Here is a 26,392-nt window from a genome sequence, read left to right as displayed (position 1 = left end):
GTGGCACGGGCAGTGCGGACAGTCGACTGGCGTCGGGCGCAGGGTAGTCGGGGCTGCAAGGCTCGGGGAACGGGCAGTCGTCCGTCATGCCTTGGTCTCCGCGGCGTCCATGTGGATCAGGACCGAGGCCGCCTTGTGGAGGCTCTCGGACAGAGCCCGGGCTGCGTCGCGCGCTTCGCCGAGGTGGCGAAGGGCTTCTTCGGCGGCCAGGCCGGGTTCGGTGCCGTCGTCCATCCGGAGCACGCCGTGCGCAGCGTCTGGAGACCACCCGGGAGACCATCCTGGAACTGACCGCCGAAGACGGCACCGCGCCACCCGAACCGCTGCCTCCCGGATACCGCCAGATCCTGGCGCTCTTCGAACAGACCACAGAAGGACTCGCGCCAAAGAGGTCTGTCGGGCGCTCAGACTCGGCACCGAGGCACGGCACACCGAAAACGCCCGCGCCAAGCTGAAACGTCTGGTGACCCGCGACATCCTCACCGAACCCGAACCCGAACCCGAACCCGAACCCGAACCCGAACCCGAACCCGGGCTGTTCACCCTTGCCAAAGCAGCACCAGCCACCTGCGACTGAGTGCTTCACTTGGCGGGTGAGCGCCCGAGTCGGCGGGGCTGAGTGTTTCAGTCGGCGGGTGCGGTGAAGCCGTGCGTTCTCCGACGGCTCAGTGGGGTGCCGCCGAGGGGCTCGAGTACTTCACCACCGTCGGCCTCGATGTCGACGTCGCCGGGCTGCGACGCGACTACCCCGAAGTCGGCTGGCACAGCTTCGCCGACTGGGCCGCCGGCCAGGAGTGGTCCGCACTCCTGGCTCCCACCCCGGCACATCAGTGAGATCCCTGCCAAAAGCGCGCACCCGCCCTTGCTTCTGAAGGGGCATCAGCGTGAAGCCCATCGGCTACTGGCTCAACCGCACGGACAAAGCCCTCACCCGCCACATGGACGACATGCCGGCGGGGTCGGGCTCACCCGGATCGCCTGGCAACCCCCGATTGCCGTCAGCGCCTGGCCCGCGTCGCCGAGCGCGTCGACACGTTCCGCACACTCTCCACCGCCGGCATCCCGGCAAAGACCGCTGCGGTACCAGGCCCTGGCCGGCGGGCTGGGGGATCACCGCCCGGGATGCCGCGCCGGCGCAGGCATGGCGCGCGTGGGGTCAGGTGATCGAAGTGTCTCCGAGGGCCTCGCTGATCTCACGCAGCGCGTCTGCGGCCCGTGTGATCGTCTCGCGGTCGACGTCGGCCAGCAGCCGCTCGTAGTTGCGCAGGTGGTCGACCATCGCGGAGTCGATGACGGCGGCGCCGTGCTCGGTAAGGCGGATGTACACGATCCGGCGGTCACTGCCCTCCCTGACCCGCTCGACCAGGCCTTTCGCCTCCATCTTGTCGATGCGGTTGGTGATGGCGCCGGAAGTCACCATGGCGGCCTTGAGGAAGGCGCCGGCGGTCAGTTGGTACGGCGGGCCGGAGCGCTTGAGTGTGGTGAGCACGTCGAACTCGCCGTAGTCCAAGCCGTGCTGGGTGGCCGTCGTCCTGCAGCTCTTCTCGACCACGCGCGCGAGTCGCTGAATCCGGGCCAGTGCGTGGACCGGCCACAGGTGGGGGGTCAGGTCGGGGCGCTCCTTCTCCCACTGCCCGACGATCGCGTCCACGGCATCGCTCATCACGACTCCTCCCTGTTCATCTCAGCGAACACAATCTCAATGTTAAGACACTTGACGTTGAGATGATAGCCGTGCTTTTATCTCAACGTTGAGATTGTTAACGCTGAAGGACTGGAGCGGCACACCATGAGCCTCGTACTCGACCCCACAGCCCAGGACCTCCTCTTCCGGGAGGCCCGCACCGCCGGCACCTTCGCCGACGAGCCGGTGACCGAGGAGCAGGTGCGCGCCGTCCACGACCTCGTCAAGTACGCCCCCACCGCCTACAACACCAACCCTCTGCGGGTGATCCTCGTGCGGTCCCCCAAGGCCCGGCGGCGACTGGCGGCACTGATGGACGAAGGGAACCGGGCCAAGACGGGGGCGGCGCCGCTCGTCGCGATCCTCGCCACCGACAACGAGTTCCACGAAGAACTCCCCTCGCTGCTCCCGCACTTCCCGCAGGCCGGGGAGACGGTCTTCGCCGAGCGCCCGGTGCGCGAGAGGACCGCGCTGCTCAACGGCGCGCTCCAGGCCGCGTACTTCCTCCTCGGCGTGCGCGCCGCGGGCCTGGCCGCAGGCCCGATGACCGGCTTCGACCACGCCGGCCTCCAGAAGGAGTTCCTGGACGACGACCACACCCCGCTGATGGTCGTCAACATCGGCAGGCCGGGCGAGAACGCGTGGTACCCGCGCTCCCCGCGCCTCGCCTACGAGGACGTCGTCACCACCGTCTGAACCTCCCCCTGCCTCCTGCTCCTGCCTCTGCTCCTTTGTCGATGGAGACCGCCATGTCCTTGCTCACCCGTACGAAGGCCGCTACGACGACCCCTTCCCCGGTATCGTCTCCGCCTCCGGTCCTGTGGCTCGCACTGCTGGCCACGCCGGTCGCTCTGAGCGCCAACAGCCCGGTGCTGATCCTCCCGGAGATGGCGGCCGCGCTGAACGTCCGTACCGCCACGGTCACCTGGATCGTCACCGCTTTCGCCTGGGCGATGGCCGTCGGCACCCCGCTGATGGCGAACGTACTGCGCCGCCGTGGCCTGCGCACCGCCCTGCGCACGAGCGCCGCGGCCGTCGTGGTGGGCACGGTGCTGGTGGCCTTCTCACCCTGGCTGCCCCTCGTGATGGGCGGCCGCGCGGCCCAGGCCGTGGGCGGCGCGGGTCTGGTGACCGTGGCGATGAGCCTGGCCGGCTCGGCCCGACGGATGGGCGTCATCACGGCAGGCTTCGGAGTCCTGGGCGCGGTCGGTCCGCTGCTCGGCTCGCTCATCGCCGAGACCGTCTCCTGGCGCCTCTCGCTCTCCGTGTCCGCGCTCGGACTGCTGGCCGTCCCCGCGGTACTGCGACGGGCGGACACCACGGCCCCCACGACGCGAACGCCCTTCGACGCCCGCGGCGCCCTGCTCCTCGTCCTGACCGCGACGGCGCTGGTGTTCCTGCCGCGCTACCCGCTGGCAGCCCTGCCCGCCGCGCTCCTGGGAGCCGTACTCCTCGGCCTCCACGTACGCGCGGTCCCCCACGGCTTCGCGCCCCTCGCGGTGCTCCGCAGCCCGGTGTTCGCGGTGTCCGCCCTGCTCGCGATGGCCCTGTCGACCTCGTACTTCACCCTGCTGTTCACGATCCCCCAGCTGCTTCGCGACCGCACCGACTGGTCGGTCCCGGCCATCGGCGCGGGCCAGATGGCCGCCCTGCTCGCCGGCTCCCTGCTCTCATGGCTCCTCGCGGCCGCGTCCGCCCGGATGAACCGCCCCCGGGTCATCACAATCCTCCTCGTCCTCGGTGCCCTGGCCCCCTCACCACCCTCCTCACCCCCTGGGCCCCCTTGCTCCTCCTCGCCGCCTCCCTCGCGGTCTTCGCCACGACGGCCGGCAACGGAGTCCTCGCGGTGCACGCCGCCCAGGCCACTCCCACCCCCGACCGCCCCACCACCATCGGCCTCTTCAACCTCGCCTACCAACTGGGCGGTGCCTTCGGACCGGCCCTCGCGGCCCTGCTGACCCTGGGGACATGAGCCCAGCCGGCGAAGTGCCACGACGGCAACAGACACCCCATCGCCCGTCCACACCGCCGCACAACCCAAGAATGGCCGTCCGGCCCGCCACACGCGGGACGGACGGCCTCGCTGAGGCGGCGCGAGGCGAGACAACCGACGCGTCCGCGCTGCGCGGGCCGCAGGTCCAGTTCATGGACGCCGCGTACGGCGACATGTGGCCGGGCCACCGACGGGCAGACGGGGAGCCCACCACACCTCAGTGAGACGATCTTGCTGTGGCTGGTGTGATCACGACGTCCGAGCCGTCCTGGATAGCCCGTTCACCGGGCTGAGCCTGCATCAGTTCGGCAAGCTGATCACCGCGTTGCGGCGCGAGGGTACGGACCCGGTGCGCAAGGGTCGGCCCTGGAGCCTGCCGCTGGAAGACCGGGTCCTGCTGGTCGCCGCGTACTGGCGCACGAACCTCACCCTGTGGCAGTTGGCACCGCTGTTCGGGGTGTCGACATCGGCCGCCGACCGCATCATCCACGCGCTGCGGCACACCTATGCCAGCGTCCAACTCGAAGCCGGCGAGTGGATCGTCTCCCTCGCCCGCTGGCTCGGGCACGCCGGCCCCGGCTTCACACCGGCGTCGGAACGGGGGCGTGATCACTGCGCTGGACTGACCCCGGCCTGTCAGTCAGTCGTGGCTTCGCCGGGTCAGCTGCGGCTTCGGGCGGCGCGGCGGCGGGCCGCGACGAACAGCAGGGCGGATCCGGCGGCGAGGACGGCGGCGCCGCCGACCGCCAACGGTGTGGTCGTGGTGTCGCCGCCGGTCTGGGCGAGGCGTTCGCCCTGCGGAGCAGGGGCGTTGGCGGGATTCTCCTGTCCGGGGTCCGCCTTCGCGTGCTTCACCTCCGGAGCGTCCCCGTTGCCGCCGTGGCCGTGGCCCTCGCCGTCATGGCCGCCGTGGTCGCCGCCTCGGCCGTGGTGGTCGACCGTCGACTTGCCGGCCTCCTTGGTTATCTGCTGCTCACTGGGGGCCTCCGGCGCCGATGCCGGGACCTTGCCCGAGGTGCCGCCCATGACCACGTCCGAGCAGGTGTAGAACGCCTCCGGGCTGTCCGAGCGCTGCCAGATGCTGTAGATCAGATGGCGGCCGGACCTCTTCGGGACCGTGCCGGAGAAGACGTAGCTGCCGTTCTCCAGCTTGGGGTCGGTGACCTTCGCGAACGGCTCCGCTTCCAGGTCCGACCACTTCAGCGGCTTCGTCGGGTCGTACCCGTCCTTGGTGATGTACAGCTCGAAGGTGCCCCGGTGCGGGGCGGTCGCGCGGTACCTGAACGTGTGCGCGCCGGCGGCGAGATCCGTGGCGGGCCAGTCGGCGCGCGGCAGATCCAGCCCCTTGTACTTCTCCCGGCCGGCGCTGCACAGCTTGCCGTCCGGGATGATCTCCCGGTGCCGCCCTGCGGCGTCGCCGATGTTGACCTCGTTCCAGTCGTACAGCGGCTGGGTGCCGCCGGCCGCGACCATGGCCGTGCAGGCCGCCGAGTCGGGGCTCTCCGGACCCTCCGCGAAACAGGCGGCCACCCGGCTCACCGGGTCCGACATGGAACCGTGCGCGTCGGCCGGGTCGGCGCTCAGGGCCGTCAGCGCGAGCGGCGCGACCCCGAGCAGGGTGATTCGGGCGGCGGCCTTGCGGTGAACGCGCATGGGGGGCTCCTCCAGGGGTGGGGGTGGGAGGAGCAGCACGCTAGCCGCGGCCGCCCCGCCGTTCCGCCGGTTCCGGGCGCCGGAGCCGATCCTTATGGTGCGCTTAAGGGAGCGCTGAGTCTGCGCTCAGGTCGGCCGCCGGAACGGCCGCCGTGGCATGGTGGGCGCATGAGCGGCATGAGCGGAACGCCCGGGCGCGTCGGCGCGCGTCAGCTGATCGAGACCGTGGCAGACCCGGGTACCTGGCGGTCCTGGGACGAACCGGTCGCCGTCGCCGGCGACGACCCCGACTACCGTGCCGACCTGGAGCGGGCGCGGGCCCGGACAGGGCTGGACGAGTCCGTCGTCAGCGGGGAGGGGCGCGTCGCGGGGCGCCGGGTGGCGGTCGTCGCCTGCGAGTTCGGCTTTCTCGGCGGCTCGATCGGCGTCGCGGCGGGGAGCGGCTGGTACGGGCCGTGGAGCGGGCGACGCGGGAACGGCTGCCGCTGCTGGCCGCGCCCGCGTCGGGCGGCACCCGGATGCAGGAGGGCACGATCGCGTTCCTGCAGATGGTGAAGGTGGCGGCGGCCATCACCGAGCACAAGGCGGCCGGACTGCCCTATCTCGTCTATCTGCGCCACCCCACGACCGGCGGGGTGCTGGCCTCCTGGGGGTCGCTGGGCCATCTGACCGCCGCCGAGCCGGGCGCCCTGATCGGATTCCTCGGCCCGCGCGTGCACCAGGCGCTGTACGGCGAGGAGTTCCCGGCGGGCGTGCAGACCGCCGAGAACCTGCTGGCGCACGGACTGGTCGACGCGGTGCTGCCCGCCGAGCAGGTGGCGGAGGTGACGGCGCGGGCGCTGCGCGTGCTGTCCGCGGACGCCGCCGACGAGGGGCGTGGTCCGGCTCCGGCTACCCGGGGGGCTGGTCCGGCTCCGGCCGACGAGGGGGCTGGTTCGGCTCCGGCCGACGAGGTGGCTGGTTCGGTGCCGGTGCCCGAGACGGGTGGTTCGGTGCCGGTCGCCGAGACGGGTGGGCCGGTGCCGGTGGTCGAGGCCGGGGCGGGTGGCCCCGGGGTCGGGTCCGTGGCCGCGCCCTCCGCCGAGGAGTCGATCCGGCGCTCGCGCCGGCCCGAACGCCCCGGCATCCGTGCCCTGCTGCGCGCCACCGCCGAGGACGTGACCCCGCTCAGCGGTACCGGCGCGGGTGAGCACGACCCGGGGCTCCTGCTCGCCCTGGCGCGGGTGGGCGGGACGCCCTGTGTCGTGCTCGGCCACGACCGCGACGGGCGGCACCCCGCCGACGGGCCCGGACAGGCGCTCGGCCCGGCCGGGCTGCGGACCGCCCGGCGCGGGATGCGAATCGCCGCCGAACTGGGGCTGCCGCTGCTGACCGTCGTGGACACCGCGGGCGCCGCCCTCAGCCGCGAGGCCGAAGAGGGCGGCCTGGCCGGGGAGATCGCCCGCTGCCTGGCCGACATGGTGACGCTGCCCGCCCCGACGCTGTGCCTGCTGCTCGGGCAGGGCGCGGGCGGCGCCGCACTGGCCCTGCTGCCCGCCGACCGGGTGCTGGCGGCACGGCACGCCTGGCTCTCCCCGCTGCCGCCCGAGGGCGCGTCCGCGATCCTGTACCGGACCACCGACCGGGCGTACGAGATCGCCGGACGCCAAGGAGTGCGCTCCGCCGACCTGATGGCCCACGGCATCGTGGACCGCGTCATCGAAGAGGACGCGGACGAGGACAGCGGGACCGGTACGTCGTCGCCCGCTCACTTCCTCGCCCGGCTCGGCCGCGCCCTCGGCGCCGAACTCGCCGCCCTGCGCGCCCAGGACGAGGGGGAACGGCTGGCCGCCCGCCGCGCCCGGCACCGCGCCATAGGGTTGCCCGGATGACGTACTCCCCGCGGCGAGTTGACGGCGAAAGGGGCTAAACGGGCATGTCGCGCCGCCGAATTGGCGGCATTAGGCATGCCTAACCTAATCTCTCCCCGTGCACGAGAATGATCACGACGCGGCCCGGCGCCGGCCGCGCCCCACGCGACGGCTCCAGCTCCTCGCGCTCAATCCCACCGACTCCGTCACCGAGGGCTTCCTGCCCGCCGCCGCCCGGCTCGGCCTGGCCGTCACCCTGCTCACCGACCAGCCGGCGGCACACGAGCGCGCGTACCAGCGGTACGCGGCCGCCGGCGGCCTGCTGCCCGACCTGACCGTCACGGCCTGCGACGTACGCGACTTCCGCGAGGTCATCGGTCGGATCGCCGCCGGACCCGGCCGCCCCGACGCCGTCTTCACCAACAGCGACCACCTCCAGACCCAGGCCGCCCTCGCCGCCGACTTCCTCGGCCTGCCCGGCAAGGACTGGCGGGCCGCGCTGCGCACCAAGAACAAGGCCCAACTGCGCCGCAGCCTCGCCGAGTCCGGCACCGACGCCGTCTGGTCCGCGGAGCTCGGCCCGGACCGGGACCCGGCCGCGCTCACCGCCCTCGACCCGCCGTACCCCTGCGTCGTCAAACCCCGCGAGGGCGTCGCCAGCGAGGACGTCCGGCTCGTCGCCGACGCCGGTGAACTCCTCGCCCGCTGCCGGGAGATCCGCACCCGGCGCCCAGGGGAGGCACTGGTCGTGGAGGAGTTCCTGCACGGGCCGCTGCAGACCCTGGAGACCCTGGGAGACGGCCGCACCCTGCACGCCTACGCCTCGTTCCGCACCGAGCTCTCGCCACCCCCGCACTTCATCGAGGAACGCCTCGTCCTGCTCCCCGAACCGCCGCAGCCGCACACCGCCCAGGTGCTGGACCAACTGCACGCGCTCGGGGTCGGCTTCGGTGCCTGCCACACCGAGTACGTCGTCCAGGGCGACCGCGCCCGCCTGATCGAGGTCAACTACCGCGCCATAGGCGACCAGTGCGACCTGGTCCTCGCCGGGCTGCTCGACGTCCCGCTTTTCGAGCACATCCTCCGCACCCACCTCGGCGAGCCGCTGCCGGACGACCTCGGCGCGCGGACCGACGCGCGGGCCCGCCTGGAGTACGTCACGGCCGACCGCGGCGGCAGGTTGGTCTCCGCCCCCGCCGCGAGCGTGCGCGAGACCGACGGGGTGCGGCTGGACTACCGTCCGCTGCGGGAGATCGGCGAGGAGCACCCGCTCCACCACACCAACCGCGACTTCCTGGGCGTGCTGCGCGCCACCGGCACCGACCAGCGGCGGATCGACCGGGCCGTCGCGGAGTTCCTGGCCGCGCAGCGATGGGAGATCGTGCCATGAAGCCCCAGCGGCCGACATGCGGCCCCGCGCCTCGTCCCGTGCCCGGCCCTGCGCCCCGCCCCGTATCTCGCCCCATGGCCGCCCCCGTCGCGTCCGATGACGCACACGCCGCCGCCGCGTCCGGCGGGCCGAGCGTCGCGGCCGTGCCGGACCGGCCCGCCGAACCCGACGATCACGAACGCCTCCTCCTGCGCCGCGTTCTCGGCACCCTCCTGCGCGAGGACGCCTACGGGCTGCGCACCCGCGCCCGCCCGCTTCGGCGCGCCGACGGCGACTGGCTGGGCGTCCCGCTGGGCCCCGCGGCCGGACACCTGCTGCTGCCGGTCGGCCCCGACGGCTTCCAGGGCGACCTGGCCGTACGCCTCCCGTACGCCGAGCACCAGCCGGACGGCGATCCCGCGCTCACCCCGCCCGCCACCCTCGAGACTCTCGACGCCGTCCTGGACCGCGTACGCCGGATCACCGCCCCCGAAGACCACGACCGCTACGACGGCTTCGCCGCCGAATGCCGAGCCGAGCTGGCCGCCTTACGGCTGCACGCCCGGATCCGCCCCGGCGTCGTCGGCCGGTTGGCGCGGACCCACGGCGACCGGCCCGCCGACCACTGGCACGGACTGACCGGGTCCCTCGCCTACGACACCCTCGCGGCCTTCCAAGGCCACCCCGTCCACCCCGCCGGCCGCGCACGCATCGGCCTCACCCCCGACCAACTGCCCGCCTACGCCCGGAGTTCCATCCGGCCTTCGCGCTGCGCTGGGTCGCGCTGCCCCGCGCGGCCGTGACCGGCGACACCGCCCGGCTGCCCGCCTGGTGGCCCACCCCGGGTGGCCTCGGGCTGCCCGCCCTGGACGGCACCCATCTCGCGCTGCCCGTCCACCCGCTGGCCGCGGGCCGCGCGCTGCCCGCGGCCCTGCGCGCCGCGGGCCTCGCCGACGACGCCCACCTCGCGGACCGGGCTCTCGTCGACGTACGGCCCACCCTCTCCACCCGCACTGTCGCCACCGTCCACGACCCGGCGACCCACCTCAAACTGCCCCTGCCCACCGCGACCCTCGGCGCGCTCAACAGGCGCACCATCAAACCCGGCACGCTCACCGACGGCGCGGTCGCGCAGCGGCTGCTGGAGGCGGTCGCCGCCCGCGAACCCGTCCTCGCCCGCACCCTGCTGCTCGCCGACGAGACGACCCGCCTGCACGCCGACCACGAGTTCCTGGCCGCGCTCATACGGCGCTACCCGGCCGGTCTCGACCACTGCCAGGTCGTGCCCGTCGCCGCGCTCCTCGCGCCCACCCCCGACGGCACCCTGGTCGCCGACGCGCTCGCCGACCGCTTCTACGGCGGCGACCTCACGGCCTTCCTCGACGCGTACCTCACCGCGCTGTTCGCCGTCCACACCACCCTCTTCGCGTACGGCGTGGCGCTGGAGGCGCACCAGCAGAACACCTCCCTCGTCCTCGACGAGACCGGGCTGCGGCTGCTGGTCAAGGACCACGACGGGCCGCGCGTCCACCCCGGCCGGCTCGCCGCCGCCCTCGGCAACGCCCAGACGCGGGACGGCGGGGACCCGGCGCGGGCCGCGGACCTGTGCGGCGGGTTCGACGACCGAAGGATCCTGGTGGCCGGGGACGACGCGCTGACCGACGTCTTCACCACCATCACCGTCCACCTGTGCGCCGCCGCCCCGCTCCTCGAACTCGCCGCACGCGGCCGGGCGGGCCGCACCCCCTGCTGAACCTGCTGCGCCGCCGCCTCGGCGAGGCCGTCGACCGGCTCGACGGCCGGCCGGACGCCCCCGGCGCGGCACTGCGCGCCCGTGTCCTGGACGCCGGACGGCTGCCCGTCAAGGCGATGGTGACCGCGGGCTCCCTCTACCCCAAGGAGCGCTCCGGTGCCGCCGACATCAACAAGCACTACACCAGCGGGCCGAACTACCTGCGGGCAGCCGCCCGATGACCGCCCCTCAGCCCGCCCCCCGCAGGAGCCCCCGATGCCTCTCATGCCTCTCACCCCTACGGCCCTGATCAGCGCCGACGACGTCGTCGCCCACACCCTCCTCAACTGCCTGCTGCGCGAGGTCTCGGGACGCGAGCACCAGACGGCCGTGACCGACGGCCACCTGCTGCTGCGCCTGCCGAACACCGGCGTCATACTGCGCGTCGCCCTGCGCCGCACCTCCCTCATCGGCGCCCACCGGTTCACCGGACCGGTCACCGAGCAGCGCCCGGACGGCTGGGCCGAACTGCCCTGGCACGCCCTCGCCGCCCGGATCCACCGCGAGCTGCGGCGGCGCACCGGCGTGGCCAACGACGAGTTCCTGGCCCAGGTCGCCGCCAGCCACCAGGGCGTCAGCGCCGCCCTGGACCGTCCGGCGCCCCGCTCCGAGCCCGCCGACCCGTATCTGGAGTCCGAACAGTCCCTCGTCTTCGGCCACCGCTTCCACCCCACCCCCAAGGCCCGCACCGGCAGCCCCGAGCAGTGGCGGGCCTACGCCCCCGAGTCCGGCGCCCGCTTCCCCCTGCACCACCTCGCCGTACGCGCCGACCTCGTACGGGAGGAGACCGCCACCCGCGACGCGCTCACCGTGCTCGACCGGCAGGGGCGCGCCCCCGACGGCTACCGGCTGCTGCCCGCCCACCCCTGGCAGTACGCCATGCTGCGCGACCACCCCGCGCTGCGCGCCGCGCTCGCCCGCGGCGACGTGCTCGACCTGGGGCCCGGCGGCCGGGAGTTCGCCGCGACCGCCTCGGTCCGCACCCTGTACGACGGCCGGGACTTCCTCAAGTTCAGCCTCCAGGTGCGCATCACCAACTGCCTGCGCAAGAACGCCGACTACGAACTCTCCGGCGCCGTCGCCCTCACCCGGCTGCTGGAACCCGTCGCCACCGACCTCGCGGCCCGCTTCGCCGGCTGCGAGCTGCTGCGCGAACCCGGCTACCGCGCCCTCGACCTGGGCGACCGCGCCCTGCTGGAGGGGTTCGGCGTCATCGTCCGCGAAGGGCTCACCGCACGGCTGCGGCCCGGTCTGACCGGACTGCTCGCGGCGGCCGTCGCCGACGAGTACCCCACCAGCCCCGCCCACGTCTCCCGGCTGCTGGCCGGCGCGGACGCCGCGGCCGCGCTCGCCTGGTGGAACGCCTACGTCGGCCTGCTCGTCCCGCCCGTGCTGGCCGCCTATCTCGACCACGGCGTCGTCCTCGAACCCCATCTCCAGAACGTCGTCGTCGGCGTCGACTCCTCCGGCACCCCCCGCCAGGTCCTCTTCCGCGACCTCGAAGGCACCAAGCTGCTGCCCACCCACCACGCCGCCGCCCTGGCCGCACTGCCCGCGCACGTGGCCCGGCCGCTCACCTACGAGCCCGATCGCGGCTGGGACCGGGTCGTGTACTGCCTCCTGGTCAACCACATCGCCGAAGTGCTCGCCGCGCTCGCCGACCTCCACCCGCAGGCCGAACCCGCGCTGTGGAGCGCCGTCCGCCGCGTCCTGGCCGAGCGCGCCGAGGCTCACGGCCGACCGCCCGGTCTCACCGCGCTGCTCGCGGGCGCGCCCCTGCCCGCCAAGGCCAACCTGCTGACCCGCTGGGACCGCAAGGCCGACCGCGACGCCGGCTACGTACGGATCGCCAACCCCCTCGCACCGGACCTGCTGTCCGAAGCCGCCCGGTACGGCACGGTCGCGGCCCCCGTCCCTGCCCCCGCCTCCGCCCCCGCCTCCGCCTCCGCCTCCACCCCCGCCTCCGCCTCCGCCCAAGGAGCCTGATGTGATCACCGAACCGGTCGCCGCACTCGCCGCCGGCCTCACCGCCGACGACCTGCCCGCGTACGTCTACGACCTGGCGGAGCTGGCCGCGCACGCGGAGGCGGTACGGGCCGCCCTGCCGCCCGCCGTCGAGCTGTACTACGCGGCCAAGGCCAACCCGGCGCCCGAGATCCTGCGCACCCTGGCCCCCCATGTCACCGGCTTCGAGATCGCCTCAGGCGGGGAACTCGCCCACGTCCACCGCGCCGTGCCGGAGCTGCCCCTCGCCTTCGGCGGCCCCGGCAAGACCCCCGCCGAGCTGCGGCTCGCCCTCGGACTCGGCGTCCACCGCGTCCACGTGGAGAGCGAGTCGGAGCTGCGGCAGCTGGCCGACCTGGCGGAGAGCCTGCCGGACGGGCTGCCGAACGGGCGTACCGGCCGTGCCGTCGACGTACTGCTGCGCGTCAACCTGCCCGCAGACGAGGGCACCTTGGGCGGCGCCGCCCTGGAAGGCGCCGCCCTCGCCATGGGCGGGCGGCCCAGCCCCTTCGGCCTCGACCCGGACCGCCTCGCCGCCTGCCTGCCGCTGCTCGCCGCCTCCCGGGCGCTGCGGCTGCGCGGCATCCACGCCCACCTCGCCAGCGGCCTCGACGCGCCCGCCCAGCTCGCCCTGGCCGAGCGGATCACCGGCTGGGCCCAGGACCTGTCCGACCGGCACGGCCTCGGCCTGACGGAGGTCAACATCGGCGGCGGCATGCATGTCGACTACGCCCGCCCGGCGGAGCGCTTCGACTGGGCGGCGTACGGCAAGGGCCTGGCCGCCCTCGCCGACCGGCACCCGGGGCTGACCCTGCGCATCGAGCCCGGCCGGTCGCTGACCGCCTACTGCGGCTGGTACGTCACCGACGTCCTGGACGTACGGCACAGCGGGGGCGAGGCGTTCGCCGTCCTGCGCGGCGGCACCCACCATCTGCGCACCCCGGCCGCCAAGCAGCACGACCACCCCTTCCGCGTGCTGCCGGTCGACCGGTGGGACCACGCCTGGCCCCGCCCCGGCGTCCGCGGCGAACCGGTGACCCTCGCCGGGCAACTGTGCACCCCCAAGGACATCCTCGCCCGCCGGGTGCCGGTCACCGGGCTGCGCGCCGGTGACCGGATCGCGTTCAGCCTCGCGGGGGCGTACGCGTGGAACATCTCGCACCACGACTTCCTGATGCATCCGGCGCCGGGCTTCCACTACCTGGGTTAGGCGCGGGGTGACCGGCGGCACAATGGGCATGACCACCCCGCACACCTCCCGGGAGTACCCACCGTGGACCTGCACATCACCGTCGACCCGGACTCCGCGACCGCCCCGTTCGAGCAGATCCGCGCGCAGATCGCCGAGCAGGCGCGGTCCGGCGCGCTGCCGGTGGGCTACAAGCTGCCGACCGTGCGCGGCTTCGCGGAGGACCTCGGACTCGCCGCGAACACGGTCGCCAAGGCGTACCGCGCGCTCGAGGGCGACGGGGTGATCGAGACCCGCGGCCGGCACGGCACCTTCGTCGCGGCCGCCGGTGACGCCGCCGCGCGCGAGGCGGCGCACGCCGCGGCGGCCTACGCCCAGCGGGCGCACCGGCTCGGCCTGGACCGGGACGCCGCGCTCGCCGCCGCGGCGGACGCGGTGCGGGCGGTCTACGAACAGCACTGAACCCCCGGACCTGTTCCCACACTCGCGCAAGGAGCCCCATGACCAGCAGGAAAGCCCTCATACGGCGGCCGAGTCCGCGACTCGCCGAAGGACTGGTCACGCACATCGACCGCACACCGGTCGACACCGCGCTGGCGCTGCGCCAGTGGCAGGCGTACGTGGCGGCCCTCGAAGCGTACGGATGGCAGACCGTCGAGGTGCCCCCGGCCGACGACTGCCCCGACGGCGTCTTCGTCGAGGACACCATGGTCGTGTACCGGAACGTGGCGCTGATCGCCCGCCCCGGCGCGGACTCCCGCAGGCCGGAGACGGCCGACGCGGAGGCGACCGTGACCGCGCTGGGCTGCTCGGTCAACCGGATCCGGGAGCCGGGCACCCTCGACGGCGGCGACATCCTCAAGATCGGCGACACGGTCTACGTGGGACGCGGCGGACGCACCAACGCCGAAGGGGTACGGCAACTGCGCGCGGCCTTCGAACCGCTCGGCGCGCGCGTCGTCGCCGTACCCGTCACCAAGGTCCTGCATCTGAAATCGGCGGTCACGGCCCTCCCGGACGGCACGGTCATCGGCCATCCGCCGCTCGTCGACGACCCCGGCGCGTTTCCGCGGTTCCTGGCCGTACCCGAGGAGTCCGGCGCCCATGTGGTGCTGCTCGACGGCGGCCGGCTGCTGATGGCCGCGAGCGCGCCGCGCAGCGCGCGGATGTTCACCGACCTCGGCTACACGCCGGTGCTCGTGGACATCAGCGAGTTCGAGAAGCTCGAAGGCTGTGTGACGTGCCTGTCCGTGCGGCTGCGGGACCTCTACGAGTAGGGCCGGTAGGGCGCGGGGGTCAGTGGTGCCCGGTGCTGCCGGGCTTCGTGGGCTTGGCCTTGGGCTTCGGGCAGTGCACCTTCGGGTGCCACATCGCCGTCATGCCGTTGGGGTTCTTGTGCCAGATCCAGGCGTGCAGGTCGTAGTGGACCGGCATGGCGGGGTTGTGGCCGGGCATCGGGCCGTCCAGCCCGCGGCCCAGGATGCGCGGACGGTCCTCGTCGGTGTTGACGTTGTCGTCCCGGTCCCAGACGACCCACTCCACGGCACCCAGTTTCCGCTTGGCGTGCTTGTCCTTGGCGGGCAGGTAGACGAGCATGGCGGGCTTCGCCGGATCGACGGAGCCGATGTACGCGTCCTTGACGTAGTGGTAGCCCATCGCGCCCTCGTCCGACTTGATGCAGATGTCGGTGTGCTTGTAGCCCGCGGCGATGGCCTTCTTCTCGTCGCGGAACCGGGCGGTTGCCTTCTTCGCCACGGCCAGGTCGCGCAAGAAGTCGTCGGAGTGGTGCCCGCCGGAGCGGTGCGGGTCGTCCGAGGCGGGGACGGCCGGGCCCGCGGCGAGGGCCACCGCGACGAGTGCGGGCAGCGTGAGCAGGGCGGCCAGAGGACGTGCGCGCATGGTGCGGCTCCTGTTCGGTGATCACCGGAGGGTCGGTCAGGAGCAGCCTGTACAGGGCGGCCGCGTTCCGCACGCCGGGCTACGCCGTTGCGCTTACGGGCCCGCCGCCGTACCGCGTGCGGGCCCGCCGCCGTACCGCGTGCGGGCCCGCCGCCGTACCGCGTGCGGGCCCGTCGCCGTACCGCGAGCGGGCGGGCCCGCGACCGGGTGTGCTCACAGGTAGAGTCCGGCGTCCGCCTGCCCGGACTGGGACGGCACCGACGCCGGGCCCGCGCCCCTGCGCAGCGCGAACAACTCGGCCAGCGTCGCCCCGTCACGGCCGACCCCGTCCGCACGGCCGAGCCAGCGCACCGCCTCCGCCCGGGTGAGGGCGCCCACCTCGATCCGGGCCAGGCAGCGGCCCGGCCGCACCACGGCCGGGTGCAGCCGCTCCAGGTCCTCGTTGGTGGTCACGCCCACCAGCACGTTGCGCCCCTGCCCCAGCAGCCCGTCGGTGAGGTTGAGCAGCCGGGACAGCGCCTGTCCCGCGGCGTGCCGGGCCTCGCCCCGGATCAGCTCGTCGCAGTCCTCCAGGAGCAGCAGCCGCCAGCGCCCGCCGCCGGTGCCCTCGTCCTCGCCGATGGCGATGTCCATCAGATAGCCGACGTCGTTGAACAGCCGCTCCGGATCCAGCACGCAGTCCACCTGGCACCAGTCCCGCCAGGAGCGGGCCAGGGTGCGCAGCGCGGAGGTCTTGCCGGTGCCGGGCGGCCCGTGCAGGAGCAGCAGCCGGCCCGCGATGTCGTCCGGGGTGACCTGCATCAGCGTGTCCATGGCCCCCGCGACCGGCGCCGTGTAGTTGCCGCGGATCTCCTCCCAGGTGCCGGCGGAGATCTGCCGGGTGGTGCGGTACGGGCCGCGGCGCGGCGAGACGTACCAGAAGCCCATGGTGACGTTCTCGGGCTGCGGCTCCGGCTCGTCCTCGGCGCCGTCCACCGCCTGCCGCAGCACCCGCTCGGCCAGCTCCTCGGCGACCGCGGTCACGGTCACGTCCGCACCGCGGTTCCACCGCGAGACCAGCACTGTCCAGCCGTCGCCCTCCGCGAGGGTCGCGCTGCGGTCGTCGTCCCGTGCCGAGCGCAGCACCGCCGCACCGGGCGGCAGCAGGCTGGCGCCGGACCGCACCCGGTCCACCGAGTGGCTGCGGGCGAACGGCTGCTCGCCGGTGGTGAACCGGCCCAGGAACAGGGCGTCGACGACATCCGACGGCGAATCGCTGTCATCCATGTTCAGCCGGATCGGCAGGGACTTCTCGGGGCACATGCACGCCATGATCCGGCAACCGGTCCGTTCGCGTACATCTTTTTACGGTCCCGGGGGCCGTACGGAGCAGTGGGCGCCCACTGCTCCGTACGGCCCGCTCGGGCAGCCGCTCAGGCCACCTGGTGAACCGTTACTGCACGACTACGGGACGATCACTGCACGATCTTGAGGAGCTTGTTGGGCGAGCCCGTGCCGGGGCTGGTGACCTTGCCCGACGTCGCGCCGTTCACCAGCGCCGAGGCCACCTGGGCGGGGCTGGCGCCGGTGTGCCCGGACAGGTACACGGCGGCCGCGCCCGCGACGTGCGGGGTGGCCATCGAGGTGCCGGAGATGGTGTTGGTCGCCGTGTCCGAGGTGCGCCAGGCCGCCGTGATGCCGGAGCCGGGGGCGAAGATGTCCAGCCGCGAGCCGTAGTTGGAGTAGCCGGCGCGGGCGTCGGTGCTGGTGGTGGCGCCGACGGTGAGGGCTTCGGGGACGCGGGCGGGGGAGTAGTTGTTCGCGTCCGCTCCCGAATTGCCGGCGGCCACCGCGTAGGTGACACCGCTGGCGATGGAGTTCTTGACCGCGTTGTCGAGGGCGGTGCTGGCGCCGCCGCCCAGGGACATGTTGGCCACGGACGGGCCGCTGTGGTTCCGGGTGACCCAGTCGATGCCCGCGACGACCTGGGCCGTGGTGCCCGAACCGCTGTTGTTCAGCACCCGTACGGCGACGATCTTCGCCTTCTTGGCGACGCCGTAGGCGGTGCCGGCGGAGGTCGAGGCGACGTGCGTGCCGTGGCCGTTGCCGTCCTGGGCGACGTTGTCGTTGTCCACGGCGTCGTAGCCGTTGACGGCCCGGCCGCCGAAGTCGCTGTGGCTGACGCGGACGCCGGTGTCGATGACGTAGACGGTCGCGCCGCTGCCCGCGCTGTCCGGGTAGGTGTACCTGCTGTCCAGCGGCAGGCTGGTCTGGTCGATCCGGTCCAGGCCCCAGGACGGCGGGTTGGTCTGGGTCGCGTCGATCGAGACCCGGGTGTCCTGGATCACCTGGTCGACCGCCGGGTCGGCGGCGAGTCTGCGTGCCTGGCGCTCCGTCAGTCTGACCGCGTAGCCGTTCAGCGCGGCCCGGTACGTGCGCTCCACCTTGCCGCCGTACCCGGATATCAGGCTCTTTCCTTCGGTCGAGGCGGCCTTGAGGCCGGCGCTGCCGTCCAGCGTGACGATGTAGCTGCCCTTGACCGCGTCGGGGGAGTCGGCGCCGATGACGACGCCTTCCGCGGGTGCCGCGTCCGCGGGGAGCGCGGTGACCGTGCCGAGGACGGTGGCGGCCGCCGCGGCGACGAGCGCCGCCGACAGCTTCCGTGTGGGGTGAGTGGTGCGCGTGGTGCCAGTGGTGCCGGTGGTGCCCGTGGTGGTACGCATCACTGCCATCGCGAGGGGTCCTCCTCATCGGTGGCGCGCCGTGGTGCGCGCGCAAGTGGGGGGCTGCGCACGGAGCGTGCGCATGTCGGAGGCCGGTGGACCCGACCTCGTTCAAGTTCAAAGTTTCCCCGTCGATGCGCATAGAACAAAGGGATCTGCGGGATGACATATCCATGTCATCAATCCGCAATGAACGGAGACAGCGGAGATCCAGCTCAGGGAGGTTCGATGAAACTGCCCCGCTTCATGGCCACCGCGTGTTCCCTCATCCTCGGCTCCGTCCTCGCCCTCACCGGCTCGACCGCGGCACACGCGTCGGAGACGGCGGCGGGACCCGTCTACGTCGCGCTCGGTGACTCCTACTCGTCCGGCGTCGGTGCGGGCAGCTACGACAGCGCCAGCGGCGACTGCCGGCGCAGCACCAAGGCGTACCCCGTGCTCTGGGCCAACGCCCACGCCCCGGCCGGCTTCCACTTCACCGCCTGCTCCGGCGCCCGCACCGACGACGTCGTCGCCAAGCAACTCGGCCCGCTGAGCAGCGGTACCGGCCTGGTCAGCATCAGCATCGGCGGCAACGACGCGGGATTCGCCGACGTGATGACGACCTGTGTCCTCAGCTCCGACAGCGGTTGCCTGGACCGCATCAACAAGGCGCGCACGTACGTGACCGACACGCTGCCGGGCAAGCTCGACACCACGTACGACGCGATCCGCGCCAAAGCGACCAACGCCGAGGTCGTGGTGCTCGGCTACCCCCGCTTCTACAAGCTGGGCGGCAGCTGCGCGGCGGGACTGAGCGAGACCAAGCGCGCCGCCATCAACGACGCCGCCGACTACCTCAACTCCGTGACCGCCAAGCGCGCCGCGGACCACGGCTTCACCTTCGCCGGGGTCGCCTCGGCGTTCGGCGGACACGAGATCTGCTCCGGCGACTCGTGGCTGCACAGCCTGGAATGGCTCAGCATCACCGAGTCCTACCACCCGACGGCGTCCGGTCAGTCCGGCGCCTACCTCCCGGTGTTCGACGCGGCGGCCTGACCCCGGTGCACTCCGTCACATGAGTGAGGAGGCCCCGTACGTCGGCACCGGGGCCTCCTTCGTGGTACGTGTGTCCGTGCTACGTATGTCAACACCCTTGACGTCGCGGTCAATCCACCACCTGGGATGCGCGGGTGACGATTCGGGGAGGTAGGGTTACTCTGCCCGGGGCGGGTGCCTTCGTACGGGTGGGGAGTGTCATGGATCAGATAACGGTTCGCAGCAGGCCACGGGTGCCTGCCATCAACTGCGGAAACGGTGCGTCAAGTGCGCGCCTGGACCGCCATCTCGCCGTGCTCGGCGGTCCTGCCGTGCCGCGGCAGACGGCGGAAGGCGCCACGGTGCTGATGCAGGAGCTCACCGCCCGCGACCATGTGCGCAGGACGGAGAGCCGGAGCGCCAGGGTCTCGCTGTTCGCCCCGCTGCGGCGGCTGCGGCGTTCCCTGTTCGGCAACCGCGGCTGAACCCGGCGGGGCCGACCCCGCCGGCATCCGCCGACCCGTCCTGGGCACAGGGGAAGCCGGTTCCGCTCCCAGCCGGTCCCCTCGCCGAGGCGGCCGCCTCCGCGCTCGGGTAAGCCCTTCGGGGAGGCGGCGGCGTCACAGCAGCGCGAACTGCCCGCCCGGGCCCTCCTCGTGATGGTCCAGCACGGATGCGGGCTGCCGGGCCCGGTGCGGGACCGGCAGCACCCCCGCCGCCCGGAGTTCCGACGCACTCAACCGCGGCCCGGCCGCGAGCCGCTCGACCAGCTCGCGCCGCCGCGGGGCCAGTTCGGCCAGCAGCGTCACCACGGTGATCAGCTCCAGCAGCTCCGAGGTCCATTCCTGGGGCCATCCCGGCGGGCCGATCGCCTCCAGCGTGTCCGGCTCGGCGGGCCGGGTGCGCCGCTCGAACCAGGTCTCCAGCACCCGCGCACCGCTCGCGTGGACCTCCCACGCGTCGTGCGCCACCGGCCCGATGCGGCCGGTCCCCATGCGCAGCATCCGCTCCTCGGGGTCGTAGGCCAGGTCGCCGGGGAGCGGCCGGGCCGGAAGCGCCGCCCGTACGTATGGCCGCCGACCGCCCGGCAGCCGCGGCCGCTCACCGCCGTGGCCCCGGGTGTACAGCCACAGCACCCGCCGGCCCAGCGCCACCCCCGACTCCCACATCCCGGGATCGGCGGTGAGCGGGACGGCGCACCCCGGGGCGCCTCGTGTGGGTCCGGCGACCGCGGCGATCCACGCGAGGACCTCCTCGGCGGTGACCAGGCGGCCCGACTCCCGGCCGAGAAGGTCCAGCAGCCCGGGTGCCAGATTGGGCTCACGGCCGCCGGGGCGCCGGTACAGCGGGCGGATCCGCCCGGCGCGGCCGGCGGGGGCATGGCCGTCGGGCAGCAGCGCGGAGAAGGACAGCCCCGGCGCCGGCGACCCGCCGCCGTCGCCGCCGGTGGCGGCACCCGTCTCGACGGCGAACACCTGGTGCGCGTCGGCGACCCGCCACAGCTCCGGCCGGGCCGCGTCGATCAGCCGGTGATCCGGTATCAGCCACAGCCGGTCGAACGGCCCGTGCGCGACCCGCACCGGCTCCGGGCACCGGCCGTCCTCGACCGCCAGCGGGACCGTGGACGTGCGCTGCCCCGGCAGTTGGGGGACGGCGATGTGCGGCGTACGGGCCCGACTCGGCCGGAACAGGGCCGCGCGCCCGGCCCCCTCGGCGGCCATCAGCCGGTCCCACCGCCGACGCAGCGACGCGGCGTCGGGCCCCATGACCCACGCGCGCCCGAGCCGCAGGGGCGCGACGGACCAGGGCATGAGATCGGCCAGCAGCGGTGGGTTCCCTGTCACGCGGCGCATGGTATCGATGGGCCTGGAGACATCAGTGCGCGTCGACCGTCACGGTGAAGGAGAACCGGTCCCCCCGGTACCGGATCCGGGCCACGTCCACCACCCGCCCGTCCTCGTCGTACGTCACCCCCGTGTAGTGCAGGATCGGGCTGAGCAGCGGGACGTCCAGCAACCGCGCCGTCTCCGGATCCGCCAGCCGCGCCTCCACGGTGTCCGTGATCCGGCTGATCCGCACCCCCACCGCGTCCCGCAGCACCTTCGTCATCGGCCAACGGGCGAGGTCGGCCAGGTCGATGCGCTCGGCGAGTTCGGGACGGACCAGGTTCTCCGCCCAGTTGGTCGGCTCACCGCTCTGCCCGTCCGAGCGCAGCCGCCGGTAGGCCATGGCCTCCGTCAGGTCGGGGAAGTGCTCGGCCAGTTCGGCGGGGACCGGCTCCGGGCCGTACCCCAGCACCACCGTGCGGTCGCCCGACTGCTGCGCCACGATCGCGTCCACCGAGCCGAGGAGCCGCACCGGCGCGCCGCGCCGGGCGTTCGGCTCGATGAACGTGCCCCGCCGCCGGTGCCGGCTGATCAGCCCCTCCGCCTCCAGCTCCTTCAGCGCCTGCCGCATGGTGAGCACGCTCACCCCGTAGTGCTCGGCGAGCCGGTCCTCGGTCGGCAGCCGCAGCGGCTCGTCCGGGCGGCGGCCCAGTATCGAGGCGCGCAGCGACTGCGAGACCTGGTACCAGAGCGGGAGCTTGCGGTTCAGGGCGAGTGAGTCGGGGGCGAAGGTGGTCATGGCGGCGGCCTCCGGTCACGGTCACGGGCGGAAATGGCGCTCCAGACCCTGCCACACGTCGTCGTAACGTGCCTGGAGGTGGTCGGCCCCGGCCGCCTGCGGGGTGAGTGTGACGGGCCACCGCGTCTCGAACATGAAGGCCAGCCCGTCGTCGATCTTCTGCGGGCGGAGCTCGGCCGCGCTCGCCCGGTCGAACGTCTCCCGGTCCGGGCCGTGTGCCGACATCATGTTGTGCAGCGACCCGCCGCCGGGGACGAACCCGCCCTTACCGGCCTGCTTGGCGTCGTACGCGCCCTCGATCAGGCCCATGTACTCGCTCATGACGTTGCGGTGGAAGTACGGCGGCCGGAAGGTGTCCTCGCCCACCAGCCAGCGCGGCGCGAAGACCACGAAGTCCACGCCCGCGAGCCCGGGGGTGTCCGACGGCGAGGTGAGCACCGTGAAGATGGACGGGTCCGGGTGGTCGTAGCTGATGGAGCCGATGACGTTGAAGCGGTGCAGGTCGTAGACGTACGGCACGTGGTTGCCGTGCCAGGCGACGACGTCCAGCGGGGAGTGGTCGTAGGTCGCCGACCAGAGGTTGTTGCAGAACTTGTTGACCACCTCGACCGGGCCGTCGGTGTCCTCGTAGGCGGCGACGGGGGCGAGGAAGTCCCGCGCGTTCGCCAGCCCGTTGGCGCCGATCGGGCCGAGGTCGGGGAGGATGAACGGCCGTCCGTAGTTCTCGCAGACGTAGCCGCGCGCGTCCGCGTCGAGCAGCTCGACGCGGAACCGCACCCCGCGCGGGATGAGCGCCACGTGCCCGGACTCGGCGCGCAGCAGGCCGAACTCGGTGCGCAGCAGCAGCCCGCCGCGCTCGGGGACGATCAGCAGTTCGCCGTCGGCGTCGCTGAAGACCCGGTCGGTCATGGACGCGTTGGCGGCGTACAGGTGGATGGCCATTCCGCTGCGCTGGGCCGCGTCGCCGTTGCCGCCCAGGGTCCACAGCCCGGCGAGGAAGTCGGTGCCCTCGGGCGGCTGCGGCAGCGGGTCCCAGCGCAGCCGGTTGGGATCGGCGACGCCCTCGGCGAAGGGCGCGCCGCTCAGCCCGCCGTTGTCGATCCGTACGAAGGGCGGGTGCGCGGCCGACGGCCGGACCCGGTACAGCCAGGAGCGGCGGTTGTGGCCGCGCGGCTCGGTGAACGCGCTGCCGCTCAGCTGCTCCGCGTACAGCCCCAGCGGCGCGCGCTGGGGGAGTTCCGCCCGATGGGCAGCGCGCCGGGAACGGCCTCGCTGCTGTGCTCGTTGCCGAAGCCGGGGGAGTACGTCAGCGCCTCCGCCGTCTTCCTCGCCCGGTCCGTGCCCGTGTCCGTGCCGCTCATCGCCCGCTCCCGCCGCTCAACGATTCCTATGTCAGACCATAGGAATCGTTGCGGTCCGCGTCAACGACGCCCGATCGGATCAAGCCGTACGAGGGGGGCGCCATGCGGGCCGGGGGCGGGCAGGATGGGACGGTGTCCACCTCGCACCTCCGCCGCGCGCCCGTCCAACGGCGCAGCGCAGAACGCCTCGGCCGGATCCTCGACGCGTGCGCCGAGCTCCTCGACGAGACCGGCTACGAAGAGCTGAGCACCCGCGCCGTCGCCGCCCGCGCCGGTGTCCCCATCGGCTCCGTATACCGCTTCTTCGACAACAAACGCGCACTGGCCGAGGCGCTCGCCCAGCGCAACCTGGACCGGTACGCGGCCCGGATCGACGCCGCGCTGGCCGCCTCGGGCGTCGCCGGCGGCGGCGACTGGCGCCGGGCCATCGAGGTGGTGGTCGACGAGTACCTGGCGATGAAGCGCGGGGCGCCCGGCTTCGCGCTGATCGAGTTCGGCACGTCGGTGCCCGCCACCGCCCCGGCGGACCAGCCCAACCACCTGGTCGCGGACCGGCTGCGGGCCCTGCTCACCCGGCGACTGGGCCTGGACGACTCCGGCGAGCAGGGCGAACGGCTGAGGGTCGCCGTCCTGTTGGCCGTCGAGGCGGCCGACGCGCTGCTGAGGCTCGCCTTCCGGGTCGATCCGGAAGGCGATCCGGTCATCGTGGCCGAGACGAAGGAGCTGCTGCGGGCGTATCTCGCGAGGGTCCTGGACTGACCGCCGCCGGGCGGCGGGCCATCCGGGGGCCCGGCGGAAAAGCTTCCGCGCGGCGCATACCGACCGGTATGGTCAAAGCGCGTCACCGCTGCCGCCGCCGTCCCCGGGAGGGACCGATGAGCCGTACCGCCCTGCGCGTCTGCCCGCTCTGCGAGGCCACCTGCGGGCTCAGCCTGACCATCGAGGGGAGCCGGGTCACCGGCGCGCGCGGGGACCGCGACGACGTGTTCAGCCGGGGCTTCATCTGCCCCAAGGGCGCCGCCTTCGGTGCCCTCGACGCGGACCCGGACCGGCTGCGGCGGCCTCTGGTGCGGCGCGCCGGGCGGTTGGCGGAGGCGACCTGGGACGAGGCGTTCGCCGCCGTGCGCGCCGGACTGCGCGCGGTCTCGCGGGAACACGGGCCGCAGGCGACCGCCGTCGTGCTCGGCAACCCCATGGTGCACACGGTGGCCGGCGGCCTCTACCCGCCCCTGCTGATCGGGGCGCTGGGCACCCGCAACGTCTTCACCGCCAGCACCCTCGACCAGATGCCCAAGCACGTCTCCAGCGGGCTGCTCTACGGGGACGCGAACGCGCTGCCCGTCCCCGACCTGGACCGCACCGACCACCTGCTGATCATCGGCGCCAACCCGGTCGACTCCAACGGCAGCCTGTGCACCGCCCCCGACTTCCCCGGCAAGCTCAAGGCGATCCGGCGGCGCGGCGGGCGGATCACCGTGCTCGACCCGCGGCGCACCCGTACCGCCAGGATGGCCGACCGGTACATGGCCGTACGCCCCGGCGCGGACGCGCTGCTGCTCTTCGCGATGGTGCACGTGCTCTTCGCCGAGGACCTGGTGGACCTCGGCGACCTGTCCGGCCATGTCACCGGAGTCGAGGACGTCCGCGGGCTGGCGGCGGACTTCACCCCCGAGGCCGTCGCCGAGGCGTGCGACGTGCCCGCCGACGACATCCGCACGCTCGCCCGTGAACTCGCCGCGGCCGAACGGGCCGCGGTCTACGGGCGGCTGGGCAGCTGCACCGTCGAATTCGGCACCCTGACCAGCTGGTTGGTGGACGTGCTGACCATCCTCACCGGCAATCTCGACCGGCCCGGCGGCCTGATGTTCCCGCTCGCGGCCACCGCCCGCGCCGAGCGCCCGCCCGAGCCGGGGAAGGGCTTCGCGCTCGGCCGCTGGCACAGCCGGGTCAGCGGCCACCCCGAGGTCAAGTCCGAGCTGCCCGCGGTCGCGCTCGCGGAGGAGATCGAGACGCCGGGGGACGGCCAGGTGCGCGCGGTGGTCGTGGCCGGCGCCAACCCCGTGCTGTCCGCCCCGGACGGGGACCGGCTGGACCGGGCGCTGGCCGGGCTGGACTTCATGGTCAGCGTCGACCCGTACCTCAACGAGACCTCGCGGCACGCCCATGTCGTGCTGCCGCCACCGCCGCCCAGCCAGAGCCCGCACTTCGACTACGCCTTCAACGCCCTGGCCGTCCGCAACCAGGTCCGCTACTCGCGCCCCGCCGTGCCGCTCGCCGAGGGCGCGCTCAGCGAGGCCGCGATCTTCGCGCGCCTGGTGCTGTGCGCGAGCGACCAGGAGGGCGACCCGGAAGCGGTCGACGCGATGGTCGTCGACGCCGCCCTCGGCAAGGCAGTCGCCGACCCGCTCTCACCCGTCCACGGCCGGGTCCCCGCCGAGCTGGGTGCCCGGCTCACCGGGGAGACCGGCGCCGAGCGGCGGCTGGACACGATGCTGCGGCTCGGCCCGTACGGGGACGGCTTCGGCGCCGACCCCGAGGGCCTGAGCCTGGACCGGCTCCTCGCCCACCCGCACGGCATCGACCTGGGGCCGCTGCGCCCCCGTATCCCCGCCCTGCTCAAGACCCGCAGCGGAACGGTCGAACTCTGCCCGGAACCGATCGCCGCCGACGTGCCGCGGCTGCGCCGCGCGCTCGCCGCGCGGACCGCCGACCAACTCGTCCTCATCGGCCGCCGCCATCTGCGCTCCAACAACAGCTGGATGCACAACGTCCCCGTGCTCGTCGGCGGCAGCAACCGCTGCACCCTCCAGGTGCATCCGGCGGACGCGGCGCGGCTCGGCCTGACCGACGGCGGGCGCGCCCGGCTCAAGGGTGACGGCGGCGAGCTGGAGGTGCCGGTCGAGATCACCGACACGGTACGGGCCGGAGTGGTGAGCCTGCCGCACGGCTGGGGCCACGACCGGCCCGGCACCCGGACGGCGGTGGCGGCGGACCACGCGGGCGTGAACGTCAACCAGCTGCTGGACGGCTCCCGTCTGGACCCCCTGTCGGGCACGGCCGTCCTCAACGGCTACCCGGTCCAGCTGGCCCCCGTCACCTGATCCGGCAGGACTCCGCACCTGATCCCGTCGACACCCCTCACCTGACCTGGGGTTCTGCGCTTATTGCTCACGCGTCAAGACCTTGTTAACGCAAAGTTGCGGCCCCTACGGTCACCTCACCGCCATCCCCGGGCGGAGTTCGACGGTGAACGT

At 73.5% G+C, this 26,392-nt stretch carries 20 protein-coding genes and 4 pseudogenes; 15 read left to right on the top strand and 9 right to left on the bottom strand.

Annotated elements, in window-relative coordinates; genetic code table 11:
• Positions 1 to 84: 84 nt before the first annotated feature.
• A complete protein-coding gene (locus Q3Y56_RS06305) occupies positions 85 to 234 on the bottom strand; it encodes a hypothetical protein (protein ID WP_304460967.1) in 150 nt (49 codons plus the stop codon).
• A gap of 414 nt (positions 235 to 648) precedes the next feature.
• On the opposite strand from Q3Y56_RS06305, the gene Q3Y56_RS06300 reads away from it, so the two are divergent.
• On the top strand, positions 649 to 834 hold the full coding sequence (locus Q3Y56_RS06300; protein ID WP_304460966.1) for a hypothetical protein: 186 nt from the start codon (positions 649 to 651) through the stop codon (positions 832 to 834).
• Between the two features lie 322 nt (positions 835 to 1,156).
• Here the strand turns inward: Q3Y56_RS06300 and Q3Y56_RS06295 are convergent, their stop codons facing one another.
• Positions 1,157 to 1,663: a MarR family winged helix-turn-helix transcriptional regulator gene (locus Q3Y56_RS06295; protein WP_304460965.1), complete on the bottom strand. Its 507-nt coding sequence runs from the start codon at positions 1,661 to 1,663 to the stop codon at positions 1,157 to 1,159.
• Between the two features lie 126 nt (positions 1,664 to 1,789).
• On the opposite strand from Q3Y56_RS06295, the gene Q3Y56_RS06290 reads away from it, so the two are divergent.
• The 3 genes and pseudogenes from Q3Y56_RS06290 to Q3Y56_RS06280 all read left to right on the top strand — a co-directional run.
• Positions 1,790 to 2,380, top strand: a complete 591-nt coding sequence (locus Q3Y56_RS06290) for a malonic semialdehyde reductase (RefSeq protein WP_304460964.1) — start codon at positions 1,790 to 1,792, stop codon at positions 2,378 to 2,380.
• A 53-nt stretch (positions 2,381 to 2,433) separates the two neighbouring features.
• Positions 2,434 to 3,642, top strand: a complete 1,209-nt coding sequence (locus Q3Y56_RS06285) for an MFS transporter (RefSeq protein ID WP_304460963.1) — start codon at positions 2,434 to 2,436, stop codon at positions 3,640 to 3,642.
• 271 nt (positions 3,643 to 3,913) lie between these two features.
• Positions 3,914 to 4,164 (top strand): annotated as a pseudogene (locus Q3Y56_RS06280) (transposase family protein); the annotation flags it as partial.
• A 173-nt stretch (positions 4,165 to 4,337) separates the two neighbouring features.
• Here Q3Y56_RS06280 and Q3Y56_RS06275 read toward each other — a convergent pair.
• On the bottom strand, positions 4,338 to 5,330 hold the full coding sequence (locus tag Q3Y56_RS06275; protein WP_304460962.1) for a lytic polysaccharide monooxygenase: 993 nt from the start codon (positions 5,328 to 5,330) through the stop codon (positions 4,338 to 4,340).
• A gap of 177 nt (positions 5,331 to 5,507) precedes the next feature.
• Here Q3Y56_RS06275 and Q3Y56_RS06270 point away from each other — a divergent pair.
• The 7 genes and pseudogenes from Q3Y56_RS06270 (at position 5,508) to ddaH (ending at position 14,811) form a co-directional block, all read left to right on the top strand.
• Positions 5,508 to 7,201: pseudogene (locus Q3Y56_RS06270) on the top strand (carboxyl transferase domain-containing protein).
• Positions 7,202 to 7,298: 97 nt separating this feature from the next.
• Positions 7,299 to 8,570, top strand: coding sequence for an acetyl-CoA carboxylase biotin carboxylase subunit family protein (locus Q3Y56_RS06265; protein WP_304460961.1), 1,272 nt, complete (start codon positions 7,299 to 7,301; stop codon positions 8,568 to 8,570).
• Between the two features lie 143 nt (positions 8,571 to 8,713).
• Positions 8,714 to 10,523: pseudogene (locus Q3Y56_RS06260) on the top strand (IucA/IucC family protein).
• Positions 10,524 to 10,566: 43 nt separating this feature from the next.
• The gene (locus tag Q3Y56_RS06255) at positions 10,567 to 12,327 is read left to right on the top strand and encodes an IucA/IucC family siderophore biosynthesis protein (RefSeq protein WP_304465490.1); all 1,761 of its coding nucleotides are present in this window, start codon (positions 10,567 to 10,569) and stop codon (positions 12,325 to 12,327) included.
• Position 12,328: 1 nt separating this feature from the next.
• Positions 12,329 to 13,555: a type III PLP-dependent enzyme gene (locus tag Q3Y56_RS06250; RefSeq protein ID WP_304460960.1), complete on the top strand. Its 1,227-nt coding sequence runs from the start codon at positions 12,329 to 12,331 to the stop codon at positions 13,553 to 13,555.
• Between the two features lie 63 nt (positions 13,556 to 13,618).
• The gene (locus Q3Y56_RS06245; protein ID WP_304460959.1) at positions 13,619 to 13,996 is read left to right on the top strand and encodes a GntR family transcriptional regulator; all 378 of its coding nucleotides are present in this window, start codon (positions 13,619 to 13,621) and stop codon (positions 13,994 to 13,996) included.
• Between the two features lie 38 nt (positions 13,997 to 14,034).
• Positions 14,035 to 14,811 (top strand): dimethylargininase, encoded by a 777-nt coding sequence (ddaH, locus tag Q3Y56_RS06240; RefSeq protein ID WP_304460958.1) that lies wholly within the window; start codon positions 14,035 to 14,037, stop codon positions 14,809 to 14,811.
• A 19-nt stretch (positions 14,812 to 14,830) separates the two neighbouring features.
• On the opposite strand, the gene Q3Y56_RS06235 is transcribed toward ddaH, so the two are convergent.
• The 3 genes from Q3Y56_RS06235 to Q3Y56_RS06225 form a co-directional block, all read right to left on the bottom strand.
• Positions 14,831 to 15,433, bottom strand: a complete 603-nt coding sequence (locus tag Q3Y56_RS06235) for a hypothetical protein (protein ID WP_304460957.1) — start codon at positions 15,431 to 15,433, stop codon at positions 14,831 to 14,833.
• A 213-nt stretch (positions 15,434 to 15,646) separates the two neighbouring features.
• Entirely contained in the window at positions 15,647 to 16,735 is a 1,089-nt protein-coding gene (locus Q3Y56_RS06230; protein ID WP_304460956.1) for a DUF5925 domain-containing protein, read from the bottom strand.
• A gap of 152 nt (positions 16,736 to 16,887) precedes the next feature.
• On the bottom strand, positions 16,888 to 18,135 hold the full coding sequence (locus Q3Y56_RS06225; RefSeq protein ID WP_304465489.1) for a S8 family peptidase: 1,248 nt from the start codon (positions 18,133 to 18,135) through the stop codon (positions 16,888 to 16,890).
• 228 nt (positions 18,136 to 18,363) lie between these two features.
• Here Q3Y56_RS06225 and Q3Y56_RS06220 point away from each other — a divergent pair, with 228 nt between their 5' ends.
• Both Q3Y56_RS06220 and Q3Y56_RS06215 read left to right on the top strand, forming a co-directional pair.
• A complete protein-coding gene (locus Q3Y56_RS06220; protein ID WP_304460955.1) occupies positions 18,364 to 19,173 on the top strand; it encodes an SGNH/GDSL hydrolase family protein in 810 nt (269 codons plus the stop codon).
• 200 nt (positions 19,174 to 19,373) lie between these two features.
• Complete coding sequence (locus Q3Y56_RS06215) at positions 19,374 to 19,637, top strand: hypothetical protein (protein ID WP_304460954.1); 264 nt, start codon at positions 19,374 to 19,376, stop codon at positions 19,635 to 19,637.
• 135 nt (positions 19,638 to 19,772) lie between these two features.
• Here Q3Y56_RS06215 and Q3Y56_RS06210 read toward each other — a convergent pair whose 3' ends face one another.
• From Q3Y56_RS06210 to hmgA, 3 genes and pseudogenes are all read right to left on the bottom strand, one after another.
• A complete protein-coding gene (locus Q3Y56_RS06210) occupies positions 19,773 to 21,005 on the bottom strand; it encodes a type ISP restriction/modification enzyme (protein ID WP_304460953.1) in 1,233 nt (410 codons plus the stop codon).
• A 22-nt stretch (positions 21,006 to 21,027) separates the two neighbouring features.
• Positions 21,028 to 21,777 (bottom strand): GntR family transcriptional regulator, encoded by a 750-nt coding sequence (locus tag Q3Y56_RS06205; protein ID WP_304460952.1) that lies wholly within the window; start codon positions 21,775 to 21,777, stop codon positions 21,028 to 21,030.
• A gap of 21 nt (positions 21,778 to 21,798) precedes the next feature.
• A pseudogene (hmgA, locus tag Q3Y56_RS06200) lies at positions 21,799 to 23,138 on the bottom strand (homogentisate 1,2-dioxygenase).
• Positions 23,139 to 23,270: 132 nt separating this feature from the next.
• Here hmgA and Q3Y56_RS06195 point away from each other — a divergent pair.
• A complete protein-coding gene (locus Q3Y56_RS06195) occupies positions 23,271 to 23,897 on the top strand; it encodes a TetR/AcrR family transcriptional regulator (protein ID WP_304460951.1) in 627 nt (208 codons plus the stop codon).
• Positions 23,898 to 24,013: 116 nt separating this feature from the next.
• Positions 24,014 to 26,239, top strand: a complete 2,226-nt coding sequence (locus Q3Y56_RS06190; RefSeq protein ID WP_304460950.1) for a molybdopterin oxidoreductase family protein — start codon at positions 24,014 to 24,016, stop codon at positions 26,237 to 26,239.
• Positions 26,240 to 26,392: the final 153 nt, after the last annotated feature.

Origin of the sequence: Streptomyces sp. XD-27, assembly GCF_030553055.1 — a bacterium.
GTDB lineage: Bacteria > Actinomycetota > Actinomycetes > Streptomycetales > Streptomycetaceae > Streptomyces.
The sequence above is the reverse complement of the archived record's forward strand: the minus strand, read 5'-3'. Positions and strand labels throughout refer to the sequence as shown.

Coding starts and splice junctions, on each gene's coding strand:
- Q3Y56_RS06305 (WP_304460967.1), bottom strand. CDS start 234: ATGGACGACGGCACCGAACCCGGCCTGGCCGCCGAAGAAGCCCTTCGC.
- Q3Y56_RS06295 (WP_304460965.1), bottom strand. CDS start 1,663: ATGAGCGATGCCGTGGACGCGATCGTCGGGCAGTGGGAGAAGGAGCGC.
- Q3Y56_RS06290 (WP_304460964.1), top strand. CDS start 1,790: ATGAGCCTCGTACTCGACCCCACAGCCCAGGACCTCCTCTTCCGGGAG.
- Q3Y56_RS06285 (WP_304460963.1), top strand. CDS start 2,434: ATGTCCTTGCTCACCCGTACGAAGGCCGCTACGACGACCCCTTCCCCG.
- Q3Y56_RS06275 (WP_304460962.1), bottom strand. CDS start 5,330: ATGCGCGTTCACCGCAAGGCCGCCGCCCGAATCACCCTGCTCGGGGTC.
- Q3Y56_RS06255 (WP_304465490.1), top strand. CDS start 10,567: ATGCCTCTCACCCCTACGGCCCTGATCAGCGCCGACGACGTCGTCGCC.
- ddaH (WP_304460958.1), top strand. CDS start 14,035: ATGACCAGCAGGAAAGCCCTCATACGGCGGCCGAGTCCGCGACTCGCC.
- Q3Y56_RS06235 (WP_304460957.1), bottom strand. CDS start 15,433: ATGCGCGCACGTCCTCTGGCCGCCCTGCTCACGCTGCCCGCACTCGTC.
- Q3Y56_RS06230 (WP_304460956.1), bottom strand. CDS start 16,735: ATGTGCCCCGAGAAGTCCCTGCCGATCCGGCTGAACATGGATGACAGC.
- Q3Y56_RS06225 (WP_304465489.1), bottom strand. CDS start 18,135: ATGCGTACCACCACGGGCACCACCGGCACCACTGGCACCACGCGCACC.
- Q3Y56_RS06220 (WP_304460955.1), top strand. CDS start 18,364: ATGAAACTGCCCCGCTTCATGGCCACCGCGTGTTCCCTCATCCTCGGC.
- Q3Y56_RS06215 (WP_304460954.1), top strand. CDS start 19,374: ATGGATCAGATAACGGTTCGCAGCAGGCCACGGGTGCCTGCCATCAAC.
- Q3Y56_RS06210 (WP_304460953.1), bottom strand. CDS start 21,005: ATGCGCCGCGTGACAGGGAACCCACCGCTGCTGGCCGATCTCATGCCC.
- Q3Y56_RS06205 (WP_304460952.1), bottom strand. CDS start 21,777: ATGACCACCTTCGCCCCCGACTCACTCGCCCTGAACCGCAAGCTCCCG.
- Q3Y56_RS06190 (WP_304460950.1), top strand. CDS start 24,014: ATGAGCCGTACCGCCCTGCGCGTCTGCCCGCTCTGCGAGGCCACCTGC.